The organism is Pseudomonas sp. Os17 (assembly GCF_001547895.1).
In the GTDB taxonomy this organism is placed as follows: Bacteria; Pseudomonadota; Gammaproteobacteria; order Pseudomonadales; family Pseudomonadaceae; genus Aquipseudomonas.
Genome location: NZ_AP014627.1, coordinates 344,903 through 361,093, shown reverse-complemented (window position 1 = coordinate 361,093; position 16,191 = coordinate 344,903). Strand labels below are relative to the sequence as shown.

Here is a 16,191-nt window from a genome sequence, read left to right as displayed (position 1 = left end):
TTGCTTTTCACAATAATGAATCCACCACCTGCTGCACTCACAATAAAAATTCAATCGTGCAGGTGGGTTTCCGGGAGATCTCTGTAGTGTCCAGCAGCCCCTCGACTCAACTCAGCGCCCAAGGAATCAGCCAGTATTACGGCAACTTCACCGCCCTGGACGGCATCGATCTGGACGTTCGCCAAGGCGAATTCCTCACCCTGCTGGGCCCCTCCGGCTCAGGCAAGACCACCCTGTTGATGATCCTCGCGGGCTTCCTCAGCCCCAGCGCCGGCAAGCTGCTGGAACGTGGCGTCGACATCAGCCGGCGCCCGGCGGAAAAACGCAACTACGGCATGGTGTTCCAGGGCTACGCCCTGTTCCCGCACATGAGCGTGGCCGACAACGTCGCCTATCCCTTGCGCATTCGTGGAGTGAAGGCCGAGGAGCGCCAGCGCCGGGTCAAGCACATCCTCGACGTGGTGGGCCTGGGGGCTCACCTGCACAAGAAACCCTCCGAGCTGTCCGGCGGCCAGCAGCAACGGGTGGCCATCGCCCGGGCCCTGGTGTTCGAGCCGGACATGCTGCTGCTGGACGAACCCCTCTCGGCCCTCGACAAGAACCTGCGCGAGCAGTTGCAGACCGAGCTGCAGCGCATCCACCGCCAGGTCGGCACCAGCTTCGTCTTCGTCACCCACGACCAGGGTGAAGCCCTGGCCCTGTCGACCCGCATCGCCATCTTCAACCAGGGACGGCTGGCGCAGATCGACACCCCGGAAACCATCTACGACCGGCCGAAAAACCGCTTCGTCGCCGAGTTCCTCGGCAAGATGAACCTGTTCCCGCTGCAGGGTCTTTCCCGCAATGGCAGCCAGGCCAGCGGCCGCTTTGGCGACAGCCCGCTGCACGCCACCACGACCGGTGACATCAGCAGCCAGCCGCAGTTGCTGGCGGTGCGCCCGGAACACATGACCCTGCACACCGAGCGCCCACAAGCCGGCGAACACAACGTGCTGCCCGCCTGCCTTGGCGAGCGGGTCTACCAGGGGTCCAGCACTCATCTGGCGCTGAACATCAGCCCGGAACTGGCACCGGTCAACCTCTCGGTGCCCGGCGATCACCCCGGTGCCCGCTTGCCCAGCGGCACCCCGGTGTGGCTGAGCTGGCCGGTGCGCCACAGCTTCCTGCTGGAAGCCTGAGCCGACCACGCTCGCTGTCGAGCGTTTGCGTAGAAAGCCAATAACACTATCGGCCGGCGCCTGGCGCATCGGCCTCGCGAGGACTTGCCCCCATGAGCCAGCACCACCAACGCGACTGCATCGAAATCCTCATCGAAAAAGCCCGTGGCGGGCAGGTCAGCCGCCGCACCTTCCTCCAGGCCATGGGCCTGCTGGCGGCGGTGCCCCTGGCATTGCGCAGCGGCATCAGCTGGGCGGCGGACAAGCCGCTGGTGGTGGTCAACTGGGGCGGCGACGCGCTCAACGCCTTCCGCAGCGCCTGGACCGACAGCTTCACCAAGAGCACTGGCATACCGGTGCGCATCGACGGCGCCGGCCCCACCGAAGGGGCGATCCGCTCGCAGCTGGCCAGCGGCCGGCCGAGCTGGGACGTGGTGGATGTGGACAGCTACAGCGCCATGACCCTGGGCCGCGACAAGGTCCTGCAACCCCTGGACTACAGCGTGGTGCAACGGGAGCTGGTGGCCCCGGAGCTGTCCCACGAGCACGGCATCGCCGGCTACCTGTTCAGCTACGTGATCGCCTGGGACAGCCAGAAATACGGCAACCACGGCCCCAAGAACTGGGCGGATTTCTGGAACGTGGAGCAATTCCCCGGCAAGCGCACCCTCTACAAATGGATGAACGGCATGCTCGAAGCCGCGCTGCTAGCCGATGGCGTGGCCGCAAACCAGCTGTACCCGCTGGACGTGCCCCGGGCCTTGCGCAAGATCGATGAACTCAAGCCCCACGTCCTGTCGTTCTGGGGCTCGGGCGCGGAAAGCCAGCAACTGATGATCGAAGGCGAAGCCTCCATGGGCGCCATCTGGCACACCCGCGCCACCCTGCTCCACGAGGACAGCGGCGGCCGCATCCAGTGGGGCTTCGACCATGCCTTCCTCAACGCCAGCAGTTGGGGCGTGCTCAAGGACAACCCGGCAGGCGCCGCACCGGCCATGCAGTTCATCCAGCACGCCTTGCAGCCCGCCGGCCAGCTGAAGCTGTTCGAAGCCCTGGGCAACGGCCCGTCCAACGCCGCCACCCAGCAACTGATGAGCGCCGAACAGCGAGAGATCAACTGCGCCTCCGAAGCCAACATGAAGAAGCAGATCTTCCTCGACACCCAGTGGTACGCCGACCACTACTCCAGCACCCTGGAGCAGTACCTGACCCACCTGTCCAAGTGAGCCGTCGACCATGAGTGCAACCCGAACCGCGCGCCTGGAACGCAGCCTGCTGCTGTTTCCCCTGCCGTTGCTGCTGGTGGTGTTCTACCTGTTGCCGTTCTTCGGCGTGGTGAGCTGGAGCTTTACCCTGCCCGAGCCCGGGATCGAGCAGTACCAGCGCATCGCCACGGACCCGGCGATCCACGACATGCTCCTGCGCACCCTGCGCCTGTGCCTGACCGTGAGCCTTCTGGCCCTGGTGATCGGCTACCTGCTGGCCTACTGCTGGGTGTTCAGCCCGCCGTTCTGGCAGCGCATGGTGGAGATCTGCGTGTTCATCCCGTTCTGGATCTCGGTGCTGGTGCGGGCCTTCGGTTGGCTGATCGCCCTGCGCAGCAACGGCGTGGTCAATGACAGCCTGCTGTCCCTGGGCTGGATCGATCATCCGTTGCAACTGACCCGCAACGAGCTGGGAGTGGTGATCGGCATGCTGCACTTCATGATTCCGTATGCGCTGTTCCCGCTGCTGTCGAGCATGCGCCAGCTGGATCAACGGGTGCTGGTGGCCTCCCGCGGCCTGGGCGCCGGCGCGCTGCGGACCTTCTGGCAAGTGCTGCTGCCCCAGACCCTGCCGGGGCTCTTGGGGGCCTTCATCATGGTCTTCGTGTTCTGCCTGGGCTTCTTCATCACCCCGGTGCTGCTGGGTGGCGGGCAGACGGTGATGATCGCCGAGTACGTGTTCCTGCAGATGTTCCAGACCAGCAACTGGGGCCTGGGCGCGGCCCTGAGCCTGGTGCTGCTGACCCTGGTCAGCGCGCTGATCTGGCTGCTGCTGCGCGTCACCCGTGTCAATCGACTGGTGGGTTGAGGTCACTATGAATACACATCGCACTGCATTGAGTACCCGACTGATCGCCGTGGTCGCCATGGCCTTCATGCTGTTCCCGCTGCTGACGGTGATCCCGGTGTCGTTCACCGCCAAGCGCTACCTGTCGATGCCGGACGGCAACTGGTCGCTGCGGCACTATGAGGCGCTGCTGAGCAACCCCGACTGGCTGTCGAGCATCGGCCAGAGCCTGGCGATTGCCAGCGCCACCAGCCTGATCGCCACCTTGCTGGCGGTGAGCTTCAGCCTCGGCATCTGGTACCTGCGCTCGCGCCTGGCAACCCTGCTGATCGGCCTGGTGCTGCTGCCCATGGCCATTCCGCCGGTGATCTCGGCGCTGGTGCTGTACTTCATGGAAACCAACCTGGGGCGCATCGCCCCGGGCTGGGGCTACGACACCCTGCCCGGGGTGGTGATCGCCCACGTGGTGATGGTGGTGCCCTACGGCGTGGTGACCATGCTGGTGGCCCTGAGCCAGGTGGACCGGCGCATCGAGCTGGCCTCGCGCAACCTCGGAGCAAGCCTGATGCAGACCACCTTCCTGGTGATGCTGCCGAACCTCAAGCTGGGGATCTTCTCCACCGCGCTGCTGAGCTTTGCCCTGTCCTGGGAGGAGGTGGCGGTGACCCTGTTCATCACCAGCGTCGACGTCAACACCTTGCCGCGGCGGATCTGGAGCGGCCTGCGGGACAACGTCGACCCCAGCGTGGCGGCGATCTCGGTGCTGTTGATCGGCCTGACCCTGCTGGTGCTCATGGGCCGCCTGGCCTTGCAGTACGCCGCCCAGCGCCGCGCCCGCCCCTAGCCACCGCTGCGTGGCGGGGGAGCTTGCTCGCGCTGGCTGGCGAAGCCAGCCCAATGCCTGAGTCCCGGCTCCCATCGACGAGTCGCAGGCTCAGGCTCTACGGCCGCTGCGCGCCCGAGCGGGAGCAAGCTCCTTCGCCAGCCCCCCCCTCCTCCTGCCAACCTCCCCGGCTATTGGCGTTCAAGCTGACCGATGTCATGCCCCGGCCCCGCGTTTTATCCGATAGTGCGCAGCTCGCTCCATCCGCTTGCCCGGGCTCTTCTAGACTCAAGGGGTGGTCGCATTCGGAACCGGACACGTCGCTTTCGTGCGGTTCAATCAGAGGCAGCGTGTCAAGCTGCCCTTTATGCCCTGAACAGGTGCGGCAACGACCGCACCGGGTCCAACAAGATGCCCATTCAGGGTGCATGGCCAACGGCCTGAAACGCCGCGCTACCGTGACGTGGCAAGCAGTGCCGCAGCCGACACTTTCGGACAGCCGACAACCATCAGGTGTGTCCGTGACCGTGAGGAATTGCTGTATGCCTGATGAAACGCTGCATCTGCCGTTGATCCACACCCTGCTGGAGCGCCACAAAGGCGTCCCGGGTGCGCTGTTGCCCCTTCTCCACCAGATCCAGGAAGAGCTCGGCTACATCCCCGATCTGGCCATCACCGAGATCGCCCACGCGCTCAATCAGAGCCAGGCGGAAGTGCGCGGGGTGATCAGCTTCTACCATGATTTTCGTACCGCGCCGCCGGCGCGGCACATCCTGCGCCTGTGCCGCGCCGAGTCCTGCCAGAGCCGTGGCTCCGAGCAGCTGGCGGCGCAATTGCGCGAGCGTCTGCACCTGGATGACCACGGCAGCAGCGCCGACGGTTCCATCAGCCTGCGACCGGTGTATTGCCTGGGGGCCTGCGCCTGTTCGCCGGCCCTGGAGCTGGACGGGCAACTGCACGCCCGGGTCAGCGCCGAACGCCTGGACGCGCTGCTGGACAGCTGCCGGGAGGACGCGTGATGCCGAGCCTCTATCTGCCCTGTGATTCCCTGGCCCGGGCCGTGGGCGCCGATGCGGTGGCCGAGGCCATCGCCGCCCAGGCCGAGCAGCGCCACCTGCCGTTGCAACTGCAACGCACCAGCTCCCGTGGCCTGTACTGGCTGGAGCCGCTTTTGGAAGTCGACACCCCGGACGGACGCCTGGGCTTTGGTCCGCTGAGCGTCGCCGACGTGCCTTCGTTGCTCGATGCCCTGCAAGGCGATCCCGCCAGCCATCCCCTGGCCCTGGGCCGGGTGGAAGACCTGCCCTATCTGAAAAGTCAGCAACGCCTGCTGTTCGCCCGCGCCGGCATAACCCGGCCGCTGTCCCTGGCGGACTATCGGGCCCATGGCGGCTTCGAGGGCCTGGGCCGCGCCATCGCCCTGGGCGGTGAGCAGACCGTGGCCGCGGTGCTCGATTCCGGCCTGCGTGGCCGTGGCGGCGCGGCGTTCCCCGCCGGGATCAAATGGCGCACCGTGCGCGACACGCCGCAGCAGCAGAAGTACGTGGTGTGCAACGCCGACGAAGGCGACTCCGGCACCTTCGCCGACCGCATGCTGATGGAAGGCGACCCCTTCCTGCTGATCGAAGGTATGGCCATTGCCGGCCTCGCGGTCGGCGCCAGCTACGGCTACATCTACGTGCGCTCGGAATACCCCCAGGCGGTGGCGACCCTGCGCGAGGCCCTGGACATCGCCCGGGACGCCGGTTACCTCGGGGCCAATCTCGGTGGCAGCGGCCAGGCCTTCGACCTGGAGGTACGGGTCGGCGCCGGGGCCTATATCTGCGGCGAGGAAACCGCCCTGCTGGACTCCCTGGAAGGCAAGCGCGGCATCGTCCGCGCCAAGCCGCCGATCCCGGCGCTGCAAGGCCTGTTCGGCCAGCCGACCCTGGTGCACAACGTGCTGACCCTGGCCTCGGTGCCGCTGATCCTGGAAAAGGGCGCAGCCTTCTATCGCGACTACGGCATGGGCCGCTCCCTGGGCACCATGCCCTTCCAGCTGGCGGGCAACGTGCGTCACGGCGGCCTGGTGGAACGGGCCTTCGGCCTGACCCTGCGCGAGCTGGTGGAAGGCTACGGCGGCGGCACCGCCAGCGGCCGGCCGCTGAAGGCCGCGCAAGTGGGCGGCCCGCTGGGCGCCTGGGTACCGCCGGCGCAGTTCGATACACCGCTGGATTACGAAGCCTTCGCCGCCATGGGCGCGATGCTCGGCCACGGTGGCGTGGTGGTGGCCGATGACAGCCTGGACATGGCCCACATGGCGCGCTTCGCCCTGCAATTCTGCGCCGAGGAATCCTGCGGCAAATGCACCCCGTGCCGCATCGGTTCGACCCGCGGCGTGGAGGTCATCGACCGTCTGCTGGCGGCCCCCGATCAAGGCCGCCGCGACGAGCAGGCGCTGATCCTCAAAGACCTGTGCGACACCCTGCAATACGGCTCGCTGTGCGCCCTGGGCGGGATGACGTCCTACCCGGTGGCCAGCGCCCTGAAGCACTTCCCCGCCGACTTCGGTCTGGCGCCCTCGGAGGCCGAGCAATGATCAGTATTTTCGACCCAGCCACAGACATCGACCTCAATGCCGTGGACTTCGGCACCCCGGCCCGCGACAGCCAGGTGCAGGTCAGCCTGAACATCGACGGGCGCAGCATCAGCGTGCCCCAGGGCACTTCGGTGATGCGCGCCGCGGCCCTGCTGGGCACCACCATCCCCAAGCTCTGCGCCACCGACAGCCTGGAAGCCTTCGGCTCGTGCCGCATGTGCCTGGTGGAGATCGACGGCATGCGCGGCTACCCGGCCTCCTGCACCACCCCGGTCAGCGAAGGCATGGTGGTGCATACGCAAACGCCGAAGCTGGCGACCCTGCGGCGCAACGTGATGGAGCTGTACATCTCCGACCACCCGCTGGACTGCCTGACCTGCTCGGCCAACGGCAACTGCGAACTGCAGACCGTGGCCGGCCAGGTGGGCCTGCGGGAAGTGCGCTACGGCTATGACGGCGCCAACCACCTGGACGATCAGAAAGACACCTCCAACCCCTACTTCGACTACGACCCGAGCAAGTGCATCGTCTGCAACCGCTGCGTGCGCGCCTGCGAGGAAACCCAGGGCACCTTCGCCCTGACCATCAGCGGCCGCGGCTTCGAATCCCGGGTCGCGGCGGCCGGTGGCGACAACTTCCTGAACTCCGAATGCGTGTCCTGCGGTGCCTGCGTGCAGGCCTGCCCCACCGCGACCCTGATGGAAAAAAGCGTGGTGGAAATGGGCCAGCCGGAACGGGCGGTGATCACCACCTGCGCCTACTGCGGGGTCGGCTGCTCGTTCCGCGCCGAGATGAAGGGCGACCAGCTGGTGCGCATGGTTCCGGACAAGAACGGCCAGGCCAACCACGGCCATTCCTGCGTCAAGGGCCGCTTCGCCTGGGGCTACGCCACCCACCCGGACCGCATCACCAAGCCGATGATCCGCAAGCACATCAGCGATCCGTGGCAGGAAGTCAGCTGGGACGAGGCGGTGACCTACGCCGCCAGCGAGCTGCGGCGCATCCAGCTCAAGTACGGCCGCGACTCTATCGGCGGCATCACCTCCAGCCGCTGCACCAACGAAGAAACCTACCTGGTGCAGAAACTGGTGCGGGCGGCCTTCGGCAACAACAACGTCGACACCTGCGCCCGGGTCTGCCACTCGCCCACCGGCTACGGCCTCAAGCAGACCCTGGGGGAATCCGCTGGCACCCAGAGCTTCGACTCGGTGATGCAGGCCGACGTAATCCTGGTGATGGGCGCCAACCCCAGCGACGCGCACCCGGTGTTCGGTTCCCAGCTCAAGCGGCGCCTGCGTGAAGGGGCCAAGCTGATCGTCATCGACCCACGGCGCATCGATCTGGTGGACTCGGTGCACGCCCGCGCCGAACTGCACCTGGCCCTGCGCCCGGGCACCAACGTGGCCATGCTCAATGCCCTGGCCCATGTGATCGTTACCGAGGGCCTGGTCAACCAGGCATTCGTCGAGGCCCGGTGCGAGCCGCAAGCCTTCGCCCAGTGGAGCGCCTTCGTCAGCCGCGCCGACAACTCGCCGGAAGTGCTCGGCGCCATCTGCGGCGTGCCCGCTGCCGACATCCGCGCCGCCGCGCGCCTGTACGCCACCGGCGGCAACGCGGCGATCTACTACGGCCTGGGCGTCACCGAACACAGCCAGGGCAGCACCTCGGTGATGGGCATCGCCAACCTGGCCATGGCCACCGGCAACATCGGTCGCGAAGGGGTGGGGGTGAACCCGCTGCGGGGGCAGAACAACGTCCAGGGTTCCTGCGACATGGGCTCCTTCCCCCACGAGCTGCCGGGCTACCGGCACATCTCCAACCAGGCGGTGCGCCAGGAGTTCGAGCAGGCCTGGAATGTCACCTTGCAAGCCGACCCCGGCCTGCGCATTCCCAACATGTTCGAAGCGGCCCTGGGCGGCAGCTTCAAGGGCCTGTACTGCCAGGGCGAAGACATCGCCCAGAGCGACCCCAACACCCAGCACGTGACCGCGGCCCTGTCGGCCATGGAGTGCGTGGTGGTGCAGGACATCTTCCTCAACGAAACCGCCAAGTTCGCCCACGTGTTCCTGCCGGGCAGCTCGTTCCTGGAAAAGGACGGCACCTTCACCAACGCCGAACGGCGCATCTCGCGGGTGCGCAAGGTCATGGAGCCCCTGGGCGGCAAGGCCGACTGGGAAGGCACCCTGGCCCTGGCGGCGGCCCTGGGCTACCCGATGCACTACAACCATCCTTCGGAAATCATGGATGAAATCGCCCGCCTGACCCCGACCTTCACCGGCGTCAGCTACGCCAGCCTGGATCGCCACGGCAGCCTGCAATGGCCGTGCAACGACGCCGCGCCGGACGGCACGCCGACCATGCACATCGACGAGTTCGTGCGCGGCAAGGGGCGCTTCATGCTCACCGGCTACGTGCCCACCGACGAGAAGGTCAACGGCCGCTACCCGCTGCTGCTGACCACCGGCCGGATCCTCAGCCAGTACAACGTCGGCGCCCAGACCCGACGCACCGACAACGTTGCCTGGCACGCCGAGGACCGCCTGGAAATCCACCCCACCGACGCCGAGAGCCGGGGCATCAACGAAGGCGACTGGGTGGGCATCGGCAGCCGCGCCGGGCAGACCGTGCTGCGCGCCCGGGTTACCGAGCGGGTGGCGCCGGGCGTGGTCTACACCACCTTCCACTTCCCCGAATCGGGGGCCAACGTGATCACCACCGACAACTCCGACTGGGCCACCAACTGTCCGGAGTACAAGGTCACGGCGGTGGAAGTCAGCCGCGTCTACCACCCTTCCGAATGGCAGAAGCGCTACCAGGCATTCAGCGACGAACAGCATCGCCTGCTGGATGAACGCCGGCGCTCCCGGGGCGGCAAGGCGGAGGTGCGCCGATGAGCACCGCCAACCTGATCAAGATGGCCAACCAGATCGCCGCGTACTTTGCCAACGAGCCGGATCAGGCACAGGCGGTGCTGAGCGTGCGCAACCACATGCAGATGTTCTGGACCCCGGCCATGCGCAAGGACCTGCTGGCCTGGCAGACCGAGCAGCAAGGTGCCGAACTGCACCCACTGGTGCAGCAAGCGCTGCGCGACACCGGCTGGGAGGCCTGACCCCGTACGCCCCGGCCTGTAGCAGCAGGCCGGGGAACCCTGCAGCGACTCAGTTACCCGGGCACCGTCTGTCCACCGGCGGCTTGGTCTGGAGCGCCAGCGGCATCACCGCCCCCGGCTTGCCCAGAGGCAACAGCTGGTACACCGCAAAGACACACATCGCAGCAGTTTCGCCACTGGCCTGGGGGATGTAGTTCAGGCCGACGTAGGCTTCGTAACTCTTGCCCGGCTCGAACATCACCACCTTCTTCACCTCGGGACAGGTGCGATAGCTGCTGCCGGATCCAGCGGCCGACACCCCGCCCCCTTCCAGCAGGAAAGGCCGACCCGCCGGCACCCGATACTCGGTGACAATCTCGTGGTACGCGCCCTCGCCCATGCGGATCGAGCCGACGTAGGCCGGCAGCTTCGGCGCGAAGCGCGGCAGCATGTCGATCTGCCGCGGCTGCAACGGAAACTGCGGGTAATTGATATTGGCTTGCTGATTGCTGCCAAAACGCCCGGCCTTGGCCAGGCGCTTGCTGTCCCCCAGGCAACCGGCATAAGCCTCCCCACGCACTTCACCGTTGGTGATCACCCGCAACTGCGCGGTCGGCACGCTCAGGGGCGGTTCCGAATAGGGCAACACCGGTTTGACACTGCACGCGCCGAGCAACGACAGCAGCGCCAGCAAGGTGATGTTTCTGGGTTTCATGACTGATCTTTCCTTTGTTTGCAGCGGCATGAGCGGCTGAGCAGGCTATCGGCCGCGTGCCGGCAGTCTGCACTGGACCTTCCGCGGCCCGCCACTGGCTCACCGCCTCATCGCGCCTGAGCCCCGAGTGCCGGGAAGCCCTACGACAGAGCTGGCGCAGGCCCACGCAAAAATAGTCAGATTTCAGGGGTTTACAGAACCCCGCCAATCGCTATAATCGTCGCCCTAACACGCCGGTATAGCTCAGTTGGTAGAGCAACTGACTTGTAATCAGTAGGTCCCGGGTTCGACTCCTGGTGCCGGCACCATACAAAAGGAAGCCCCTGCAGAAATGCAGGGGCTTTGTTGTTTCTGGCTCAGTGATTTCCGTCCTCAGACGTGTTCACGCTCCTCCAACCAAGGGAGCAGCAATCACTAGCTGCCTGGGACGTCCGGTTAGTACAGCCAACTCAGGATCAGAATCGCCAAAAACTGACGGGAGGCATGCCATTCCACACCGTTATGCGTTACGCCCATCTTACCAATGGTTGCGAAAACATCGCCGTGGAGCCCTACATGATCTGACGGCGCTAACCTAGCACAGGATAGAGCACAAGATAGGACCGGTTAGCCATCGCGTATATGCAGGCTTTTTGATTCACCCCATGGCTAGACACCTACGCTGGCGAATATCACATCGCAGATTTCGTCAATCGCATTTGTCTTTCAAACACGTTACTTCCAGTTTTTGAGGGCTTTTCCTACACCTCAACCGCCAGATCGATCTGCACAATCAGCAACCGCTCGCGCCCGGTGAATTCAAGAAAACACTCCATCACCAGTTAGTTCGCATTTCGACTGTTCATCTTGATCAGACTAGCGAGTGAGCACAAAAGCTCTTTTGGTAAGCTCCGTGATACCTGTGTCACGGCGCCCTCAATGAGGCTACATTAGGGACCAACTGAAGAGTGCAAATACTCAATTAAATTAGTAGCTCGTCGTGAAATGCTACACGATATTTTTTTGCTTTCAGATTGATCTGCTTCGCAACCAGCTTGCTTCGCTCCCTGCGATTCTGGAGAATCCCGCTGCTTCAAGCCGCTGGGTAATAGCAATGCGAGCCTACAAGGCGGCAATGGATAACTCGACTATCAGAGGAAGACGTGCGTGAAAAAACTATTCAAGTGGGTTGGAATCATCATCGGTGTTCTGTTCGTTATTGGATTCATCAGCAACGCAATGAAATCTCCAGAGCAAAAGAAAGCCGAAGCAGTTGCACTTGCTGATGCGAATAAAGCTCGTGCACAAGCAGAACTGGAAAAATCAAAGCAGGAACTGGCTGCAATGCCGACTGTAACGGCTGGTGATATTGCTGTCGCGTACAACGAAAATACAGTCGCTGCCGATCAGAAATTCAAGGGTAAGAAATTCAAGGTGTCGGGAACTGTGGCAGACATCAATACCGACTTCATGGGGAATCCGTATCTCACGTTGCGCGGCGGAGTAAATCAGTTCATGGAACCGCAATTTTCATTTGAAAAAAGTGATGCTGCCTCCCTCGCTTCACTGAAAAAAGGGGCAAAGGTAACATTGCTCTGTGTAGGCAAGGGGGACGTAGCGAAGATCCCAATGTCAGGATCTTGCGCTCTGCTTTGAGCTTCGACACATAAAAAAGGGACTCTTCCAAATGAGTCCTTTTTTATTTCTGAAAAAACACTCCTCCCCCTGGTCAAGCGCACACCACTAAAGCGGTTTTACTGCTAGCGAATTCACCGTGATGAGTTCCTCGTAATGCGAGTTCAATCTGTGCGGTTAGCCTGATCTACCGCGGAAGAACGTCCATTGCCAAGTAGCTGAGGCTTCGAACCTCCATCTCCACCAGATCGACAAGTGCGCCGGTAAGTCTTCCGGCATGCTCAGGGAAATCCTCAGCGTAGAAACATCGGGAGGTGAACAACTTTGAGCATCTTACTTCGCCAGCTCTTGGCGATATTTTGCGTGTTCCGGCTGCTTGCATTGCAACGCGTACTTGAGATTTTCGGCATGAATCAGCGAACAAATGACCGTAGCTCCCACAGCAATTACGCTTCATGCTCCAATACCCGCCGTCTCCCGCAGCACACAGGCATTCCATGAAGCGCACGGCCCTCTCGCTCCTGACCTTACTGGTCAGTTCAACACTGTTCAGCACTCCGACCCTGGCCGGCGATGCCGAAGCCGGCGGCAAGCTGTTCAAGCGCCTGTGCAGCGGCTGCCACAATATCGGTCCTTCGGTGCGCAGTTCGTTCGGGCCGCAGCTCAACGGCATCATCGATCGCCCGGCCGGCAGTGCCGCGGACTATCAATATTCAACCGCCATGAAGTCGTCGGGCATTGTCTGGACCCGGGACAAGCTCATCCAGTACCTGGAAGATCCAAAAGCCGTGGTGCCTGGCACCCGGATGATTTTCTGGGGGCTGAGCGATGAGGAAAAAATCGATAATCTGCTGGCCTATCTGCAGACCTTCCCTACCCCCTGATCTGCGCTCGCTTGCCTACAAGGATGTTTTGATGAAATTTGCTCTGCCGTCGCTCGTCGTCACGGGCCTGGCCCTGGCTGCGTGCATGTCCCAGGTGCAGGCCGCCGGTTTCGACTGCGCCAAGGCCTCGACCCTGGTGGAAAAAACCGTCTGCGCCACGCCGACCCTGTCCGCCAAGGACGATGAGTTGAACCGCCGCTACCAGGCCCTCAAGCACCTGCAGGTGTTTCGCCTGTTGCAAACCCAGTGGCTGCGGGAAGTGCGCGACACCTGCATCGACAGCGACTGCCTGGAGTCCGCCTACCGGGCCCAGGTGAAGATGCTCGGACTGTTGCCGATCCCTCCGGCGCCCGGCAAGGACGAGCTGCTGCCCATGGATCCCACCCGTCAGTACCGCCTGCAGGACCCTGATGACTGGCAGCGCTTCACCCTGGCCAGGTTCACCGCCGCCCCGCCCCAGGGCGATCAGCAGATCGTCGACGCCCAGGTGCTGGAGGGCGTGCTGCATGTGGTGCTGTTCGTCGGTCAGTACCAGAGAGGGCGGGAAGGCTATGTCGGCACCCTCTACGAATACGCCGACGACCAGCCCGGCCTGCACCCCATCGCTCGGGATATCGGTTTTGTCGGCTGGGCCCTGCCGGGGGGCAACGATCAGGGCCAGCGCTTCGCCGGCATCGTTGACGGGGTGTTTTACTACCGCCAGCGCAGCGGCGGCGAGCTGCAGCAGGGCATGCGCTATCGCCTGGGCTCACGCAGTGCTCCCGAGGCCAGCCAGCAGGTGTTCCAGTCGCTCTCCAACACCCTGCACCATGCCCGAGCGCGGGTCGGCCAGGATCTGAATCAGGAGAACTACAGCCTGTCCCTGGACTACGACCGGCAGAGCAACAACACCTACTCCGAGAACGTCACCGAGCACAACGAGGTCGAGTCCGGCTGGAGCATCGTCAATCCCACCTGGAGCGAAACCCGCCCGGTGATGTACTTCGATAACGAAGGGCCGCGGGCCTGTATCTGGCGGGTCGACGTGCAGCACAAGGTGCTGTCCAAGATCGTCCCGGAGCATGAAGCGATCTCCGCCCGCCCTGTGGATATCCATGGCCGTGAGGCGGTGGTGTACCTGGAAGGCGATCATCTGAAGTTCGCGATCAATCCGGATGACTGAAAGGCACGTCCGCGCAAGGAACCGGGTCAGCCATGGCCCGGCGGCGGGCCGTAACAGATCGATATCGAGCCACCGCTTGCGCACCGCTCCCCACTAGGCACAAAAAAACCCCGAACCAGTCGGGGTTTTTCCATTGCGCCACCTGCAATCAGGTGCTGATCAGGCGTGCATCAGAACACGTTGATCGGGTAGTCGACGAACACCCGCAGTTCGTTGCCGCTGTCGTTGTACTCGCTGGATTTCTGCGATACGCGCAGGATCGAGCTACGTACCTTGACGCTCAGGTCCTTGGCCGGGCCGCTCTGCACCACGTACTTGAGCTGGTTGAAGATTTCCCGCTCGGTGCCGCCGGTGGAGGTCGAGGTGGTGATGTTGTCGCCACGTACGTAGGCCACGTTGTAGGTCAGGCCCGGTACGCCGAAGGCGCCGAAGTCCAGACCGTAGCCCAGCTGCCAGCTGCGCTCGTCTTCAGCGTTGAAGTCGGACCAGTAGGAGTTAGCCAGGTAGATGGTGTTGCCACCGTCACCCACGCGGTTCTGACCACGCTGGTAGCCGCCGTAGGCATAGCCCAGGTGGCTGTCGCCGGTGCTGCGCTGGTGCGCCAGGGTGAACGAGTGCGGACCCATGGCGTAGGTGGCCGCCAGGCTCCAGATCTTGTTGTCCTGGCCACCGGCGCCGGCGTCTTTGGCGTAGGCCTTGTCCAGCTTGGTCTGGTAACCGTTGAAGTCCAGGGTCAGGGACCGGTCGGTGGCCAGCGGGAACACGTAGTTCAGGTTGACGTATTGCTTCTTCAGCACGTCTTCGACGTCGGAAGCGTACAGCGCGCCCTTGAACTGCTCGGTGAACTGGTAGCTACCGCCCAATACGTTGATCGACTTCAGGCCACCGCTGTCACGACCTTCGGCGCTCTTGCGCGATTCGGCAGTGAAACGACCGGCGTTCAGCTCCAGGCCCTTGATCTCCTTGGAAGTGATCAAGGTACCGGTGTAGCTTTCCGGCAGCAGGCGCGAGTTGTCATAGTTCAGTACCGGCAGCGCCGGCATCTGGTCACCGTAGGTCAGCACGGTGTTGGACACGCGGAATTTGACCGCGGCGCCGGCCTTGGCCAGGTCGCCCGCTGGGGTCTGGTTGCCGTGTTCGCTGCGCTTGAAGAAGTCGATACCCTGGCCGCCGCTGTGGCTGCCTTTGTCCAGGCGCAATGCATACAGACCGAAGGCGTCCACGCCCACGCCCACGGTGCCTTGGGTGAAGCCCGAGGAGAACGTGCCGATGGCCGCTTGGCCCCACTCGCGCTGGTCGTCGTTACCGTCTTTCTTGTCACGGTTGATGTAGGCGTTGCGCAGCAGCACTTTCAGGCTGCTGTCTTCAACAAAACCCTTGGCATCGGCCTGGCCGTCGGCCATGGCTTGTGTAGCGCTCAAAATCCCCAGTGCAATCAAGCAGATCCGCTGTTTCAACATTTTATTTTCCTTATTACGGTTAGAGACGCGCTGTGAGCACTCACGGCTATGGCGTTTAAACGCTCTTCTACCGACGAAACAAAAAGACCCGCCCGCGAAGGATCGCGGCGGGCCTTTTATTATTCTTAAATATGGCTCTTGGCCACAGGCGTTGGGGGCGAATCCTATCTGCGCCCTGAACAACGTGTCAATTTCGTGAATCGTCTTTGAATAGCTGAAAATATTCTAAGAACTGCGGGCTAGAGCATTGCCAGCTGCACGCTATGGCTGTCGACGAATTGTTCGAAGTGGGTGACTTTGCCGTTTTTGAGGGTCCACAAATGGGCCACTCGCACATCAATCGGCTTGCCCGAGGCCTTGTAGATGCCTTGGTAGTTGCCATAGGCGAACACCTTGTCGCCCTGGGCCACGTAGTTTTCCACCTTGAAGGTGAAGTCATGCCATTCCGAGCCCAGGCGCTTGAAGACATGCTCCAGCACCGCCTCGAAACCGACGTAGGTGCCGGCATAGGGAAAGCCCGCCGCTTCGGTCCAACGTGCGTCGGGGGCCAGGGCCGCGGCGGTGTTGCGCGCATTTTCCTGGGAGTTGGCACCTTCGTAGGTGCTCTTGATCAACGCGAGGTTATCCATGGGTGACTCCATGCAGGTCAGGTGGG

Annotated in this window: 14 protein-coding genes and 1 tRNA gene; 12 read left to right on the top strand and 3 right to left on the bottom strand. The window is 63.4% G+C overall.

What is annotated here, in order from left to right; genetic code table 11:
* The first annotated feature begins 86 nt into the window (after positions 1-86).
* The 8 genes from POS17_RS01650 (at position 87) to POS17_RS01615 (ending at position 9,722) form a co-directional block, all read left to right on the top strand.
* Positions 87-1,178 carry an ABC transporter ATP-binding protein gene (locus POS17_RS01650; RefSeq protein ID WP_060837079.1) on the top strand — a complete coding sequence of 364 codons (1,092 nt, stop codon included), beginning with the start codon at positions 87-89 and terminating at the stop codon, positions 1,176-1,178.
* A 92-nt stretch (positions 1,179-1,270) separates the two neighbouring features.
* Positions 1,271-2,383 carry an ABC transporter substrate-binding protein gene (locus POS17_RS01645; protein WP_060837078.1) on the top strand — a complete coding sequence of 371 codons (1,113 nt, stop codon included), beginning with the start codon at positions 1,271-1,273 and terminating at the stop codon, positions 2,381-2,383.
* A gap of 10 nt (positions 2,384-2,393) precedes the next feature.
* Positions 2,394-3,230, top strand: coding sequence for an ABC transporter permease (locus POS17_RS01640; protein WP_060837077.1), 837 nt, complete (start codon positions 2,394-2,396; stop codon positions 3,228-3,230).
* A gap of 7 nt (positions 3,231-3,237) precedes the next feature.
* Positions 3,238-4,053: an ABC transporter permease gene (locus POS17_RS01635; RefSeq protein WP_047335440.1), complete on the top strand. Its 816-nt coding sequence runs from the start codon at positions 3,238-3,240 to the stop codon at positions 4,051-4,053.
* Positions 4,054-4,574: 521 nt separating this feature from the next.
* Entirely contained in the window at positions 4,575-5,051 is a 477-nt protein-coding gene (locus tag POS17_RS01630; RefSeq protein WP_060837076.1) for a formate dehydrogenase subunit gamma, read from the top strand.
* Positions 5,051-6,610: a formate dehydrogenase beta subunit gene (locus POS17_RS01625; protein ID WP_060837075.1), complete on the top strand. Its 1,560-nt coding sequence runs from the start codon at positions 5,051-5,053 to the stop codon at positions 6,608-6,610. Before POS17_RS01630 ends, POS17_RS01625 begins: the two co-directional genes overlap by 1 nt.
* Entirely contained in the window at positions 6,607-9,504 is a 2,898-nt protein-coding gene (gene fdhF / locus POS17_RS01620) for a formate dehydrogenase subunit alpha (RefSeq protein WP_060837074.1), read from the top strand. The genes POS17_RS01625 and fdhF overlap by 4 nt, the downstream gene beginning before the upstream one ends.
* Positions 9,501-9,722, top strand: a complete 222-nt coding sequence (locus POS17_RS01615) for a formate dehydrogenase subunit delta (protein WP_060837073.1) — start codon at positions 9,501-9,503, stop codon at positions 9,720-9,722. The genes fdhF and POS17_RS01615 overlap by 4 nt, the downstream gene beginning before the upstream one ends.
* Positions 9,723-9,771: 49 nt before the next feature.
* Here POS17_RS01615 and POS17_RS01610 read toward each other — a convergent pair whose 3' ends face one another.
* Positions 9,772-10,416, bottom strand: coding sequence for a hypothetical protein (locus tag POS17_RS01610; RefSeq protein ID WP_060837072.1), 645 nt, complete (start codon positions 10,414-10,416; stop codon positions 9,772-9,774).
* A 232-nt stretch (positions 10,417-10,648) separates the two neighbouring features.
* On the opposite strand from POS17_RS01610, the gene POS17_RS01605 reads away from it, so the two are divergent.
* The 4 genes from POS17_RS01605 (at position 10,649) to POS17_RS01590 (ending at position 14,076) form a co-directional block, all read left to right on the top strand.
* Positions 10,649-10,724, top strand: a tRNA-Thr gene (locus POS17_RS01605).
* A gap of 838 nt (positions 10,725-11,562) precedes the next feature.
* Positions 11,563-12,051: an OB-fold protein gene (locus tag POS17_RS01600; RefSeq protein ID WP_060837071.1), complete on the top strand. Its 489-nt coding sequence runs from the start codon at positions 11,563-11,565 to the stop codon at positions 12,049-12,051.
* A 476-nt stretch (positions 12,052-12,527) separates the two neighbouring features.
* Entirely contained in the window at positions 12,528-12,914 is a 387-nt protein-coding gene (locus tag POS17_RS01595; protein WP_060837070.1) for a c-type cytochrome, read from the top strand.
* A gap of 31 nt (positions 12,915-12,945) precedes the next feature.
* On the top strand, positions 12,946-14,076 hold the full coding sequence (locus tag POS17_RS01590; protein ID WP_060837069.1) for a lysozyme inhibitor LprI family protein: 1,131 nt from the start codon (positions 12,946-12,948) through the stop codon (positions 14,074-14,076).
* Between the two features lie 170 nt (positions 14,077-14,246).
* Here the strand turns inward: POS17_RS01590 and POS17_RS01585 are convergent, their stop codons facing one another.
* Entirely contained in the window at positions 14,247-15,536 is a 1,290-nt protein-coding gene (locus POS17_RS01585) for an OprD family porin (protein ID WP_060837068.1), read from the bottom strand.
* Positions 15,537-15,775: 239 nt separating this feature from the next.
* Positions 15,776-16,165 (bottom strand): nuclear transport factor 2 family protein, encoded by a 390-nt coding sequence (locus POS17_RS01580; protein WP_016963609.1) that lies wholly within the window; start codon positions 16,163-16,165, stop codon positions 15,776-15,778.
* Between the last annotated feature and the right edge of the window lie 26 nt (positions 16,166-16,191).

Coding starts and splice junctions, on each gene's coding strand:
- fdhF (WP_060837074.1), top strand. CDS start 6,607: ATGATCAGTATTTTCGACCCAGCCACAGACATCGACCTCAATGCCGTG.
- POS17_RS01645 (WP_060837078.1), top strand. CDS start 1,271: ATGAGCCAGCACCACCAACGCGACTGCATCGAAATCCTCATCGAAAAA.
- POS17_RS01610 (WP_060837072.1), bottom strand. CDS start 10,416: ATGAAACCCAGAAACATCACCTTGCTGGCGCTGCTGTCGTTGCTCGGC.
- POS17_RS01635 (WP_047335440.1), top strand. CDS start 3,238: ATGAATACACATCGCACTGCATTGAGTACCCGACTGATCGCCGTGGTC.
- POS17_RS01590 (WP_060837069.1), top strand. CDS start 12,946: ATGAAATTTGCTCTGCCGTCGCTCGTCGTCACGGGCCTGGCCCTGGCT.
- POS17_RS01615 (WP_060837073.1), top strand. CDS start 9,501: ATGAGCACCGCCAACCTGATCAAGATGGCCAACCAGATCGCCGCGTAC.
- POS17_RS01625 (WP_060837075.1), top strand. CDS start 5,051: ATGCCGAGCCTCTATCTGCCCTGTGATTCCCTGGCCCGGGCCGTGGGC.
- POS17_RS01640 (WP_060837077.1), top strand. CDS start 2,394: ATGAGTGCAACCCGAACCGCGCGCCTGGAACGCAGCCTGCTGCTGTTT.
- POS17_RS01630 (WP_060837076.1), top strand. CDS start 4,575: ATGCCTGATGAAACGCTGCATCTGCCGTTGATCCACACCCTGCTGGAG.
- POS17_RS01580 (WP_016963609.1), bottom strand. CDS start 16,165: ATGGATAACCTCGCGTTGATCAAGAGCACCTACGAAGGTGCCAACTCC.
- POS17_RS01585 (WP_060837068.1), bottom strand. CDS start 15,536: ATGTTGAAACAGCGGATCTGCTTGATTGCACTGGGGATTTTGAGCGCT.
- POS17_RS01595 (WP_060837070.1), top strand. CDS start 12,528: ATGAAGCGCACGGCCCTCTCGCTCCTGACCTTACTGGTCAGTTCAACA.